15 protein-coding genes are annotated in these 11,832 nt (G+C 53.8%); 1 reads left to right on the top strand and 14 read right to left on the bottom strand.

The window, feature by feature from the left end; all coding sequences use genetic code 11:
• From ACYQ04_RS10485 to ACYQ04_RS10435, 11 genes are read right to left on the bottom strand one after another with little or no spacing between them, the layout of a single operon-like run.
• Positions 1 to 1,554, bottom strand: a complete 1,554-nt coding sequence (locus ACYQ04_RS10485; protein ID WP_460129360.1) for a flippase — start codon at positions 1,552 to 1,554, stop codon at positions 1 to 3.
• Between the two features lie 4 nt (positions 1,555 to 1,558).
• Entirely contained in the window at positions 1,559 to 2,914 is a 1,356-nt protein-coding gene (locus ACYQ04_RS10480) for a sulfatase (RefSeq protein ID WP_460129358.1), read from the bottom strand.
• Positions 2,915 to 2,919: 5 nt separating this feature from the next.
• Positions 2,920 to 3,669 carry a sulfite exporter TauE/SafE family protein gene (locus ACYQ04_RS10475; RefSeq protein WP_460129357.1) on the bottom strand — a complete coding sequence of 250 codons (750 nt, stop codon included), beginning with the start codon at positions 3,667 to 3,669 and terminating at the stop codon, positions 2,920 to 2,922.
• Between the two features lie 9 nt (positions 3,670 to 3,678).
• A complete protein-coding gene (cysC, locus tag ACYQ04_RS10470; protein ID WP_460129355.1) occupies positions 3,679 to 4,221 on the bottom strand; it encodes an adenylyl-sulfate kinase in 543 nt (180 codons plus the stop codon).
• 12 nt (positions 4,222 to 4,233) lie between these two features.
• Complete coding sequence (locus ACYQ04_RS10465; protein ID WP_099209479.1) at positions 4,234 to 4,446, bottom strand: DUF2283 domain-containing protein; 213 nt, start codon at positions 4,444 to 4,446, stop codon at positions 4,234 to 4,236.
• A complete protein-coding gene (locus ACYQ04_RS10460; protein WP_460129353.1) occupies positions 4,443 to 4,691 on the bottom strand; it encodes a DUF4258 domain-containing protein in 249 nt (82 codons plus the stop codon). The genes ACYQ04_RS10465 and ACYQ04_RS10460 overlap by 4 nt, the downstream gene beginning before the upstream one ends.
• Before the next feature lie 29 nt (positions 4,692 to 4,720).
• Positions 4,721 to 6,151: an alkaline phosphatase family protein gene (locus tag ACYQ04_RS10455; protein WP_460129351.1), complete on the bottom strand. Its 1,431-nt coding sequence runs from the start codon at positions 6,149 to 6,151 to the stop codon at positions 4,721 to 4,723.
• Between the two features lies 1 nt (position 6,152).
• A complete protein-coding gene (locus ACYQ04_RS10450; protein WP_460129349.1) occupies positions 6,153 to 7,091 on the bottom strand; it encodes a DHH family phosphoesterase in 939 nt (312 codons plus the stop codon).
• Between the two features lie 35 nt (positions 7,092 to 7,126).
• The gene (locus ACYQ04_RS10445; RefSeq protein ID WP_460130178.1) at positions 7,127 to 7,306 is read right to left on the bottom strand and encodes an antitoxin family protein; all 180 of its coding nucleotides are present in this window, start codon (positions 7,304 to 7,306) and stop codon (positions 7,127 to 7,129) included.
• 47 nt (positions 7,307 to 7,353) lie between these two features.
• Positions 7,354 to 8,493: a sulfate adenylyltransferase gene (gene sat, locus ACYQ04_RS10440; RefSeq protein ID WP_460129347.1), complete on the bottom strand. Its 1,140-nt coding sequence runs from the start codon at positions 8,491 to 8,493 to the stop codon at positions 7,354 to 7,356.
• 37 nt (positions 8,494 to 8,530) lie between these two features.
• A complete protein-coding gene (locus ACYQ04_RS10435) occupies positions 8,531 to 8,746 on the bottom strand; it encodes a CopG family transcriptional regulator (RefSeq protein WP_173866261.1) in 216 nt (71 codons plus the stop codon).
• A gap of 121 nt (positions 8,747 to 8,867) precedes the next feature.
• Between ACYQ04_RS10435 and ACYQ04_RS10430 the strand changes: the two genes are divergently transcribed.
• A complete protein-coding gene (locus ACYQ04_RS10430; RefSeq protein WP_460130176.1) occupies positions 8,868 to 9,671 on the top strand; it encodes a PIG-L deacetylase family protein in 804 nt (267 codons plus the stop codon).
• Here ACYQ04_RS10430 and ACYQ04_RS10425 read toward each other — a convergent pair.
• From ACYQ04_RS10425 to bgaS, 3 genes are read right to left on the bottom strand one after another with little or no spacing between them, the layout of a single operon-like run.
• On the bottom strand, positions 9,664 to 10,113 hold the full coding sequence (locus tag ACYQ04_RS10425; RefSeq protein ID WP_460129346.1) for a type II toxin-antitoxin system VapC family toxin: 450 nt from the start codon (positions 10,111 to 10,113) through the stop codon (positions 9,664 to 9,666). The genes ACYQ04_RS10430 and ACYQ04_RS10425 overlap by 8 nt on opposite strands.
• A 2-nt stretch (positions 10,114 to 10,115) precedes the next feature.
• On the bottom strand, positions 10,116 to 10,325 hold the full coding sequence (locus ACYQ04_RS10420) for a hypothetical protein (protein ID WP_042691091.1): 210 nt from the start codon (positions 10,323 to 10,325) through the stop codon (positions 10,116 to 10,118).
• Positions 10,322 to 11,776, bottom strand: a complete 1,455-nt coding sequence (gene bgaS, locus ACYQ04_RS10415) for a beta-galactosidase BgaS (RefSeq protein ID WP_460129344.1) — start codon at positions 11,774 to 11,776, stop codon at positions 10,322 to 10,324. Before bgaS ends, ACYQ04_RS10420 begins: the two co-directional genes overlap by 4 nt.
• Between the last annotated feature and the right edge of the window lie 56 nt (positions 11,777 to 11,832).

The following is an 11,832-nucleotide window of genomic DNA, read 5'->3' as shown; positions in this document are numbered from 1 at the left end:
CTATTTGTTAATTAATTTCTTTTCGATAATTTCTATTAATCTTTCCAGATCTATTCCTGCTTTTTTTGTTAGACTATTTAATAATCTAATGTCCTCTTCAGTGAATGTGCCAAAGATTATTAACATTATATAAAATCCTACTGTGACCCCTATTGTGTATATAATAGCTTTTAATATATCATTTGTTGGAAATATCAACCCTAATATTGTGAATCCAATACCGATGCATATTACTTTGTAATATTCTTTGTTGAATGGCTTAATATTCATGTTAAATAACACGACTTGTTTATACATGCTCGAGATTATATATGATACCGCGGTTGCAATAGATGCCCCTGTCATACCATATTGTGGAATTAAAATAATATTTAAAACTACATTTAATAATGCTCCTATTATATTTCCTATCATTTCTTTTTTTGGATAGCCTATTGCTACGAGGGTTAATCCGTTTGGACCGAGTAATGAATGAAACATAAACCCTACGGACAAGATTACCAATGAAACTTGAGCTTCTACATATTTTAATCCAAATAATTCCCTCAATACTGCTACTGGATATGCGAACAATAAAATAAACAATGGAAATGTTAGCAGAAATACCCATTTTGTTATTGATAAGTATAATTTGTTGATCTCATCTTTTTTTCCCTGAGCATATAACATCGTTGCTATTGGACTGTATATCACAGTAAATGCTACAAGGAACACGGGTATGAACCTCGCCAGGGGGGACGCCGCGTTGTATATCCCGACCACGGTGCTCCCGTAGTAGTGGCCGAGCATGAGGGTGTCGGTCCACGTCATGATGAACCACACGATGTTTGAGAGCACGAGGGGTGCCGAAAAGGTGACTAGAATCCTCCCAATCTTTGCCGAGAACGCGGGCTGTTTGGGCAGTATTCCTGCCTTCAGGAGGTCACGAGAGATTAAAATTAGTCCCGTGAGCTGTACCAGCACGTACGCAGTGACCACTTTTGAAATCCCTGCCCTAAACACAACCGCTACAAGACCAGCTGAGATGAAGTACAGGACCGGCACGAGCATTTTTCCATAGAACACGTACTCCCTAACGCGTTTGAACCCTTGACTCACCGAGATTAGAACGTTGAACGAAGCCGATAGGGGCAGGCTGAGTGCGAGTATCCCTATGAGCTGGGAGAGCAGGAGCCTGTCGGTGCTGGGGCCGCCCCCGATGTACCTGGGTATGATGCCTCTCGTGGCTTCGAGGAGGATGAGCCCGGTCAGGGACGTGCCCAGAATTATCGCGAGCGCTGTTGAGACGAGAATCCCGGTGTCCTTGGGTCTCTTTGTGAGAAAGTATGAAATCTGCCTCTGAATGCCCATAGGAAATCCGAGCATCACCACGATCAGCGTGATGTTGAAGACCGTAAACGCGAGGTTGTACGTTCCGTATTGGCTTGGTCCGTATATCCTTCCCACGAGGGCTCTCACGAGAAAACCAAAGACAGCAGAGACCATGAGACCGACCAGGGCTATTACCCCACCCCTAGCGGCTCGTCCGAGCTCTCCCACAACCTCATCCGCCATGCTCTCACCGCGCGCTGTTTTTCAGCTTAATCTCGTCCCTGGCCAGTATTGATAGGAGTTTTTTCCTCATAACTTCAACGAGCTCCCTGTCGGTTATCGGTTTGGTCTCGCCGGGGTCCCTCTCCAGCAGGAACACCCACTCAACGCCGTCCTCAGGTGCGTACAGTAACTTCACACCGCCAACGGTTAGGGCCTTCTTTTCGTAGCCGTATCCGGTGGCCTCACTGAGGAGGAATTTCCGGGGTTTTCTGCTCAGGGAGCGCCCATCAAGTTCGTAGGGTGGTTCGACTCCCCACACCTCGAGAATCGTCGGCGCTAAATCCACGAGGGAGCGGTTCTCCATCCTCATGCTCTTCACAGGTCCCTCAACAGCTAGCGGGACTTCCAGTATCTCGTTGAACACGTTGTGCCCGTGTCCAACCCCGTATACCCCGCGGGGGTCGTAGAAGTTTCCGGCCTCGAGCTCTGCGTGCTCCCAGAACTCCTCCCCATGGTCGGCGGTGAATACCAAGAGCGTACTTTCAAGAAGTCCGCGGCGTTCGAGTTCCCTGTACAGCCTTTCAAAAAGCCAGTCGACGTACCTAATCGTGTTGTCGTACAGGAGAAGCTTGTTTCGTTTGAACTCTTCGAATTTCTTTCCCCTCTGCTCCTCCGGTCTCTGAAAGGACCATCTGTCAATGTTTCTGATTCTCTTTATCCTCCCAAAGTAGTCCCTGAACTCCCTTGGTGGATTGAGGGGCTCGTGGGTGTCCCCTAGGTGAAGGTACGCGAAGAAGTTTCTTTCCCTCAGTCCCTCGAGCCATTTCAGGAAGTCGTTTATTATCTTCTCCCCCCTTGTTTCGGCGGGATAAACCCTGACCGGAGTTCGACCCCTCAGGGGGAACGTCGCAACGTCTATGGACGTTGCAAAGTAAACCCCGTACCCGTTCGCACCCGCTATCTCTGGAAGGGTTAAAAGCTTCCGGCGTATGCCTTTGATATTCCTAGGGTTGTTGAAGTCTCTGACTTTTGAGTGAATGTACGCGCCGTGGTTGTGAGGGTACAGCCCCGTCATGATGGATGCAACTGAGGGATGTGTCCAGGGCGCCGTGGCCGCCGCCTTTCCAGAGTTTCTCAGCGATGAGAGAAACGGGGTCGTGTCCCTCTCGTATCCGCTCAAACTGGTGTTCTTGAAGCGGAGACAGTCTGCGACCACCACGAGGACGTTAAGGCGGTCGCGTATCTCAATGTTGAGGGACTCGAGTTCTTTGAGGCGTTTTTTGAACGCAGCCTCATAGTCGCTCTCCTTTCTTCGCTTGTACATCGGATAGAGCATCCTCTTCAACGGCCCAACCCTTGCCACAACTCCCTCAATGTTCATTCCGTTCACCCTGCTCCCAAACGTTTCATCAGTATCACTATGCCAATTAGCAGGATTATGACGTTGATAACCCTCTTGAGTCTCTCCTTATCAACCTTGGCGTTCACGGCAGTCCCGAGGTAAACGCCCGGAATAGTTCCGGCTATGAGCGTCCCGGCTAGGATGTAGTCCACGCTTCCCATGCTCGCGTAGCTCAGGAAGCTCATCGCCGATAAAGCCAAGCCGTAGAGTATCGTCGTCCCGACGACCTCGCGCGGGTTAATCCGGGCAACGTTCATGAGCGTGAAGCTGATTATGACGCCGGCTCCAACCGAGGTGAACTGAACCGTCAGTCCAACAATGAAGCCGAGCAGGTAGACGTAGGCCCACCTCGGCCTTAAGGGAAGCCTTATCTCGCCCTTGAGCAGGCTCAGAACGGCCGTAACGACCAGAATGACGCCGAGGACGAGGGTTAAATATTGGTTCAGAACGTCCTTGGGGATGTGCCTCACGGCGTAACCGCCAATCAGGACGGCTGGAACGCTACCTGCCAAGAGGCGGAATGCTATGTCCTTTCTCACGTGGCCCTTCTTTCCATGGAAGAGAACGCCGAAGACCCTCGTTACGGTCGCGTAGAGCAAATCGGTTCCCACCGCCGTTAAAGGCTCGACGCCGAGGAAAATCAGGGAGGGAGTCATGAGCGAACCCCCGCCCACGCCGGTCAGCCCTATGAGAAACCCGACGACGAAGCCGAGGCCGACGAAGGCGGGGTTCATGGAATCACCTCACGGAAGGTAGCCCAGCTCCCTGGCCTTCGCTATTACCGCCTCCACCTCTTCCTCCGGCGTCATCTTGGAGCTGTCCACCTTTACCTCAGGATTCTCCGGCTCCTCGTAGACGCCGTCGTAGCCGGTGAGGCCCTTTATCTCGCCTCTCAGAGCCTTGGCATAGAGACCCTTCGGGTCGCGCTGAATCCTGACCTCGAGGGGAGCGTAGACGTAGACCTCGATGAAATCGCCGATTTCCTTCCTCGCGTACTCTCTGACGGCTTTGTACGGCGAGATAAGAGAGACAATCGCTATGACCCCGTTCCTGCTGAGGAGCTTTGCCATGTGGATTACAACCCTGTTGTGCATCTCCCTGGCCTCTTTGCTGAAGCCGAGGTTTGGGTAGAGCGTTTTCCTTATGGTATCTCCGTCGAGTATCTCAACGCGGTAGCCCATCTCCCTGAGCTTCCTCGCGAGCTTCACCGCTAAAGTCGTCTTCCCAGCACCGCTCGGCCCGGTGAGCCAGATTGTAAAGCCCTTCTCGAGGTTCTTAACGGTCACGTCCTTCCCTCCTCACGTTGTGGCGCTTTCTATCTTGACGGTTATCTCGTTAAGAGGGTGAGTGTGAGTTCTCGCAGATGCGTTGATAATCTCGATGCCTATAATTTCGCCGTTCTCGCCGTAGTCGATAATCACGCCCTCCTCAACCTCAACGCTCTCGACTATCCGCCCATCGGAGAACTTTATATACATGACGTCGTGTTTCGGGTCGTACGATATCTTCAAGCCCTTTCACCCCCGTATTTCCTAACCTTAGACGTCACGTAGGCAGTTATTACGACGACGTCCTCTCCCTCCTCCTCGAAGATGACCCTTATCAACTTACCGTTCAGTCTCTTCTGGGCAACCTTCCTCTCGCAGTAGCCGTCTCTAACCTCGTCGGGATTTTTGACGGCCTCTTCAACGAGTTCTCTGGGAATCCCTCTCTCCTCGAGTCTCTGAAGCGCATGGGGTATGAACATGATTTCCATTGACAGATCCTCTCAAAAAATTAAGGGACTCACGGGAGAATGCTCTCTCCCCTGAGCTTCTCGGCTTCCTCCCTCAGGTCGAAGAGTGTAAGCACCGTTGGGGCCACGTCGTAGATTGTCAGCTGTGTCTGCTTTGCCTCGTCGAAGCCCGGAAGGTAGAGCGAGAACACGCCGATTTCCGAGTGGTTCGCGTCGTCCGGTCCGGTGTCGTTCTCGGGCAGGTAGTTGCTCGGGTGTCCAACGGTTCCCGCCGCGCGCCAGTTGAGGTTGTCAAAGTAGACCATTATGTCGGGCTTGTTGCCCCTCGCGACCGGGTAGATGTCCTCCGGGAAGTAGACGCGGTTGTCCCACTTCTCGCCGTTCGGACCGCGTATAGAGCGTATAAGCTCGGCCACTTCTTCTCTAACCTCGTCGAACCTGCTCTTCGGGACTCTGCCAAACAGCTCCCTGCCCTTCACGTTGAGGAAAACGCGCGAGTAGTAGCCTCCCCAGCCCCACGCTACCGTCTCCTTCCAGTCGACCTTTATCTGCTCGAAGCGCTTGATTTTCCCGTCGTGGAGGACCTCGGGGTTCCTGACCTTGAGGAGGCCCTCTTCGGCCAGCCACTGGTTGACCGCGAAGTTGCCGTGCATCGCCTTTATGCCGTGGTCGGAAACTATCATCACGGCCGTCTCGTCGAGGTCTATGAGCTCGAGCGTCTTTCCGATTTCCTTATCCAAGAGCTTCCAGTAGTCGGGGATGACGTTCTCGTACTCGTTGCCCTTTCCGGGATAGAGGTGATGGTTGGGGTCGAAGTATCTCCAAAAGGCGTGGTGAACCCTGTCTAGGCCAATCTCGACGAAGTGGAAGTAGTCCCACTCCTTCTCGCTCAAAAGGTAGCGGATTACCTCGAATCTCTTTTCCGTCATCTCCCAGAGGCCTTCCTTGACTTCATCTTTGGCCTCCTTCCTGAAGGGGACGTCGAAGATGTACTCGCCGACGAGGCGCTCAATCTCGCCCTTGAGCTCCTTCGGGTAGGTGTAGTCCACGCTGGCATCGGGGGTTATGAAACAGCTGACGAGGTGGCCGTTTATCGGCTTCGGTGGGTAGGTTGGCGGAACACCCACTATTATCGACTTCTTTCCCCTCGCCCCGAGGTAGTCCCAGAGCGTCGGCTCTTTCACCTTCTTGCTGTGGGCAATCCAGTACTCGGTGTAGCTGTGGCCCTTCCTGTGCCTGAAGCCGTAGAGGCCTAACTCTCCTGGCGTTTTGCCGGTGACCATCACCATCCACATAGGAATCGTTATCGCCGGAATGCCCGTCTTCATCGGCCCGTGAATCGAGCGCTCTATGAGCTTCCTCAGGTTCGGCAGTTCGTCGTAGAACTTCCCGAAGAGTAGCTCAGGCGGAGCCGAGTCGAGACCGATGACGAAGAGCTTTTTGGTTCTTTCCATACCCTCCTTAACCTTCTCCTCGAACATCTCACCACCCCAGTTGCTCCTCAATCAGCTTCAAAACCTCATCAACCTTTCCCCTCTCGCAGACGCAACCGAGAACTTCCCTCTTGCCACCGGCGTTCGCGCCTATTTTCTTAACCCGCTCTATCAGGGCCTTCATGTCAATCTTTTCGGCCGTTTCAGGGGAGATTCTGAAGTAAAGCTGGGCCTTTCCGTGGAAGCTCCGGTTGATGACAACCGCTCCACTATAGTTCATCTCCCACACGAGTTTTCTGGCGACTTTGGAGATTATGTTGTAGGGACTCTCAAAGCGGACGAAGGCGAAGCCGTTTCTCTCCTCAACTCTGGAAATGGCTTCCTCGATTGACTCCCTTATCGCCTCCGCCTTTCTAACCCACGGCTCGTAGTCGAGGAGTTCTTTGAGCGGATTGCTCAGGAGAACTTTCACAGCTTCCTCAACGCCATTCCTGTCCATGGTTATGTAGTTTGAATCCATGAGCTCAACGAGTCTGAGGGCTTCCCCTCTCGAGAGCCCTTCCCCCTCCAGGAGCCTTCCGACCCACTCAAGCTCGAACGCCCTCTCGCCGATGTCGCCGATTGCCCCGAGGGCGGTCCACGCGTTGAAGAGGTTGAAGCGCTCCGAGACGACGAGGGAGCACGAGGTATAATAGCTCCCTTCGAGCGACGGGTTAACCTGCTCCACGAGCGGGTTTTCTATTCTCGGCTGGCTGTGGTGGTCGATGAAGAGCGTGGGGACTTTAACCCTCTCGACCTCGCCCGGAACGTTGAAGTCCAGAACGTAGAGCCTCTCGGCCCTTCCAATTGCCCTCCAGATTCTCTCGTCGAAGCGGAACTCTCCTATCTCCGAGGTCATGTTGGTAAAGTCATCGAGGTTCAAGGCTTTCACAAGAAGTGCCGTCGAGGTTATCCCGTCCGTGTCCCAGTGGTGGACGATTAGGTTCACCTAACTCACCTCATTGGATTCAAGGGATTCATTATTTAAAACCTCTCTTCAAGGAACTCCCTGAGGGCGTCTTTTTCAACTTTCTCGCCGAACTTCTCAATGATGTCCGCCAATCCAAGCTCGACGATTACCTTACCGTGAGTTCCCTCCTTGAGGTTCACCTTCTTCAACGGCTTGAAGACGCCGTTCTCATAAACCACCTCAACTTCCTCCATCAGTCCCACCGATAAAAGATGGATGAGAAGGGTAATAACGTTTCTCCTCATTCCACGAAGGGGTTCTCGAAGCTCCTGACGACCTCGTAAACCTCCGGGCGCATCATGTACTCCGGCGGTTGCTCGCCGGCCATTATCATCTTCCTTAGCTTGGTTCCGCTTATGTGGACGTGGAATTCCTCGCCGTGCGGGCATATCTTGGCGTTGACCATTCCGCCACACTTCTTGCAGTAGAAGGCTTCCCTTATGAACATCGGGGTTATTCCGAGGTCGGGGAACTCATCAAAGAGGTCCCAGGCCTCGTAGGGGCCGTAGTAGTCGCCAACGCCCGCGTGGTCGCGACCGACGATGAAGTGCGTCGCCCCCATGTTCTTCCTCATTATGGCGTGGTGTATGGCCTCCCTTGGGCCTGCATACCTCATCTCGTAGCGAACCGTCGCGAGGGTTGCGCTGTCCTTCGGGTAGTAGTGCCTGAACAGGGCCTCATAGGCCTTTATTATGACCTCGTCCTTGTAGTCACCTTTCTTCTTCCTCCCGAGGACTGGGTTGATGAACAGGCCGTCCACGAAGGTTAGCGCCGCTTTCTGCACGTACTCGTGGCCGAGGTGCGGGACGTTCCTCGTCTGGAAGGCCACTATCGTCTTCCAGCCGAGCTCCTTGAAGAGAACCCTCGTTTCAACGGGCCTCAGGGTGTACTTCGCGAACGGATTCGGTAGCTCGTTGAGGAGCTCAATCTCACCGCCGACCAGGTAATCCCCCATGTTCATGACCCTTGCCACGCCGGGGTGAGCCGGGTCGTCGGTCTTGAAGACCTTCACAGAGAACTCCTTCTTATCGTAGGTGTAGATTTCCTCGACGTGCATCCTCGCTACCGGGAGGTTCTCATAGTAGAGAAGGATTGCGTCTCCCTCGTCGAAGTTTGGCTTTTCAACGTCGAGGACAATCGGAATCGTCCAGGGCAAATCGTTGCTCAGGCGCATGTTGTCGAGGACGCTCTGGAAGTCGTCGCTCGTGAGGAAGCCTTTGAGCGGAGAGTAAACGCCGTGGGCGATGTTCTCAATGTCTATAGCGCGACCGTGCTCAATCTGAACGCGGGGGTATTCGTTCTGCTCGCTCAAAATCCTCTCGCGGGTTCTCTCGGCGACGATACGCCTGACGAGTTTTCCGCCGTGGGGCTTTGAAACCATTCTACCACCTCATCTGCGGGTTGAAAAATGGTGAGAATCAGTCGAGGTAGCCGAGGGCCCTGAGGCGCTCCTTGACCTTCTCTTCCTCCTCCTCGCTGAAGACTTCCTCCTCTTCCTCCTCGAGGCTTGCCAGTACCTCCCTGAGGACGTAGGTAACGTACTCGTCCACGCTGTCGAATCCGGCTTCCTCGACGCGCTCCTTTATCCTGTCGTAGAGGCTCTTCGGAATCTTGACCTCGACGAACTCCTCCATAGGCACCACCGCTATCCTTAAGGGCGTTGACTTTAAACCCTTTGCTTTTTTGGACTGAAACCTTTTTATATTCTGACCATTGATTATAAATCCAACGATGATTATAATTGAGGTGGTGTACATGTTTGAGGACGTGAACGACTTTGAGATGGCTTTCAGGAGGCTCCTCGACGAGGTTCTCGAGTTCGACCTGAGCAACCCCTTCGACGAGGTGGATAAAATCCTCTGTATCGAGCCCCACCCAGACGACTGCGTAATCGGCCTGGGTGGAACGATAAGGAAGCTGACCGAGGCTGGTAAGGAGGTGGTCTACCTCTGTCTCACGGACGGCTCGATGGGAACGACCGAGGAGAACGTGAGCGCCCACGAGCTGGCGTTAATCAGGAAGCGCGAGGAGGAAGAGAGCGCTAAGATGCTCGGTGTGAACAAAATCATTTGGCTCGGCTACAAGGATACGGAGCTCCCCTACACCATCGAGGCGAGGAACCAGATAATAAAGGTTCTCAGGCAGGAGAAGCCCGACGCCGTACTCGCCCCCGACCCCTGGTTGCCCTACGAGGCTCATCCTGACCACGTGACCGCTGGAAGGCTCGCCCTCGAGGCGGTATCGTTCTCCCCGTTGCCAAACGTCGTCCCGAGCGACGTCCAGCTAGGCATAAAACCACATCAGGTCGAGGTTTTCGGCTTCTACTACACCGCCAAGCCCAACTACTTCGTCGACATCACGGACGTCATGGAGCTCAAGCTGAAGGCCGTGAGGGCTCATAAGAGCCAGTTTACCGACGATATCTGGGAGCAGTGGGAGCCCTTCCTCAGGACGGTGGCGCTCTACTACGGGAAAAAAGCGGGAACGAAGTATGCGGAAGGTCTGCGCTTCATGCCCGGCCTGTTCCTGCACATAACTCCCTTCGCGGAGCTCATTTGAGTTCTTTCTTCACTATCCTTTCGAGCTCGCCAAGGAACTTCTCAAGGGGCATCGTGTCAAGGCCGAACTGCCTCATCGGCTCGTAGCGCTTCGGGTTGTCCGTTACGAGGAGGCTGTTCGTCACTATCGCCGTCGAGGCCGTAAGCACGTCCTCAAGGTCGAGCATGACGCCCCTCTGGAGGAGCTGGCCCTCAATCTGGGCCCCCTTCGCTATTATCCTGTCGTCGAGGGGGACTACGTTGTAGATGTCCTTGAGGATTTCGAGTTCTCTCTCGACGTTCCTCTTGAGGTAGGCCTTGGCCGAGAGGTAGCGGTAGACGGTGATGATTGACAGGGAGACGTTGAACTTGGCGAGGGTTATCTCGAGTTGTCTCTTCCTTCTGGCGGTATGCATCTTGAGGAGCGTTATGCTGTCGAAGGTTATATCCGGTGGCAGTGGCATGGCTAACTCCCCTTCTTCTTTTCGAGTATGCTAATCAGAGTCTCGGCCTCTTCCTCGTCAACGACGACGTTGTCGACCTTCTTGTCGAGCTCGACGAGGTGCCAGGTTTCTATGAGCTTCTGGAGGACTTCGTCGTAGGACCTCGCTTCCAGCTTGTCCTTGAGCATCTTAATCTTCTTCCAGGTGGTCTCGTCAACGGCTATCGTCTTCATTCCACTCCCTCCCTCACGACCTTACGGTAGGTTTCAACGCTGTTCCTCCTCGGTATGCGCTCCTTGGTTATCATATCGACCTCGTAAAGGCCGAAGCGAATCTTGAAGCCCATCGCCCACTCGTAGTTATCAGTTAGAGCCCAGTGGAAGTAGCCCCTGACGTCTACACCGTTTTCGAGCAGTCTCTTCACTTCCTCCACGTGCTCGATTATGTACCTCGGGCGGAGTATGTCCTTGGAATCGGCCACGCCGTTCTCGGTTATGTAAACCGGCCTTCCATATTCCGCTCCCTCGGCGGTGGAGTCGTATAAACCTTTCGGATAGACCTCCCAGCCGAAGTCGCTCGTCGGGTTGTTGTCCGGGGAAACGCCGTTCGGGTTCCCGGAGTAGCCGTAGCCCTCTACGCCGACGAAAGTAACCATTGGAAGCTCCTCGAAGCGCGGCTCGGTCCACTTCACGACTTCCCTCGTGTAGTAGTTGTTGCCGACCCAGTCGTTCCTCTCGAGGTGGGGAATCTTCACAGGATTCCAGTCGAGCTCCAGGTCAATCCTTCCCCTGTTTAGGGCCTCTAAGAAGAGCCTATTGTGGAAGTAGTCGTAGTTTTCAGCAGCTTTAACGTCCCTCGCGTCGTGGGGGTTGAGCGGATAGGCTGGAATTATGTTGAGGATTATTCCCACCGGCGCCTTCGTGTGCTCCTTTATGGCGTCGTAGGCCCTCGCGTGGGCCACCATCTGGTTGATGATGACCTTCTTGGCCGCCTTCGGGTTAAGGATTCCCGGGGGCCAGCCGACGTAGGGAGCCAAATAACCGAGCTCAACCGTAACCATCGGCTCGTCGAAGGTGGCCCAGAAATCAACCAGCTCGCCGAACTTCCAGGCGGAGTAGGCTGAGAACTTGACGAACTCGATGATGTTCCTCTCGTCAACCCAGCCTCTCGCTCTGCTTCCCTCGAAGTCGCTCCTCGTCCAGAGCGGGTCGTGAACCCATACAGGCAACGTCTGGTGGTTTAGCGTGACGAAGGTCGTGAAGCCGAGCTTCTTCAGGTTTTTAAGGACTGCTAAGTAGTGGAGAACCTCCCTCCTGTTCGCCAGGCCATCGAGTTCCTCAAGTGCCTCCTTCGGAACCTTCACGCGCTTTATCAGCCCGTAAGAGTCCCTTTCGACCTTCACTTCTACGCCCCAGGTCGGGCAGGGAAAGATTCTGCTCCACTCGATGGTGAGCTGGTAGGCGTTCAGCCCGAGGTCTTTCGCAAGACGGTGGTCTATCTCGTAGAGCTCGTAGTTGTTTATGCCCTCCTCGGGCAAATCCCCGCTCACGAGGTCGTTCTTGATGTTGAAGGGGTCGCGAACCCAGTGCCACCAGTCGCTCCGTGTGTCGATGCTTCTCCGAAGGGAATCCCCCATCTCGAACTGAAAGGCCGACTGCACAACTCCCCAGATGAAATTGGACATGCCTGTTCACCGCTCCCCTGCTTTATAACTTTGTATTGATTTGTGGTTTTCATGGT

Source organism: Thermococcus prieurii, from assembly GCF_054657655.1.
This window is presented reverse-complemented; position numbering and strand designations above follow the sequence as displayed.

Excerpts from the sequence above, each read along its gene's own strand:
- ACYQ04_RS10485 (WP_460129360.1), bottom strand. The coding sequence starts at position 1,554 with ATGGCGGATGAGGTTGTGGGAGAGCTCGGACGAGCCGCTAGGGGTGGG.
- ACYQ04_RS10480 (WP_460129358.1), bottom strand. The coding sequence starts at position 2,914 with ATGAACATTGAGGGAGTTGTGGCAAGGGTTGGGCCGTTGAAGAGGATG.
- ACYQ04_RS10475 (WP_460129357.1), bottom strand. The coding sequence starts at position 3,669 with ATGAACCCCGCCTTCGTCGGCCTCGGCTTCGTCGTCGGGTTTCTCATA.
- ACYQ04_RS10460 (WP_460129353.1), bottom strand. The coding sequence starts at position 4,691 with ATGGAAATCATGTTCATACCCCATGCGCTTCAGAGACTCGAGGAGAGA.
- ACYQ04_RS10455 (WP_460129351.1), bottom strand. The coding sequence starts at position 6,151 with ATGTTCGAGGAGAAGGTTAAGGAGGGTATGGAAAGAACCAAAAAGCTC.
- ACYQ04_RS10445 (WP_460130178.1), bottom strand. The coding sequence starts at position 7,306 with ATGGAGGAAGTTGAGGTGGTTTATGAGAACGGCGTCTTCAAGCCGTTG.
- sat (WP_460129347.1), bottom strand. The coding sequence starts at position 8,493 with ATGGTTTCAAAGCCCCACGGCGGAAAACTCGTCAGGCGTATCGTCGCC.
- ACYQ04_RS10435 (WP_173866261.1), bottom strand. The coding sequence starts at position 8,746 with ATGGAGGAGTTCGTCGAGGTCAAGATTCCGAAGAGCCTCTACGACAGG.
- ACYQ04_RS10430 (WP_460130176.1), top strand. The coding sequence starts at position 8,868 with ATGTTTGAGGACGTGAACGACTTTGAGATGGCTTTCAGGAGGCTCCTC.
- ACYQ04_RS10425 (WP_460129346.1), bottom strand. The coding sequence starts at position 10,113 with ATGCCACTGCCACCGGATATAACCTTCGACAGCATAACGCTCCTCAAG.
- ACYQ04_RS10420 (WP_042691091.1), bottom strand. The coding sequence starts at position 10,325 with ATGAAGACGATAGCCGTTGACGAGACCACCTGGAAGAAGATTAAGATG.
- bgaS (WP_460129344.1), bottom strand. The coding sequence starts at position 11,776 with ATGTCCAATTTCATCTGGGGAGTTGTGCAGTCGGCCTTTCAGTTCGAG.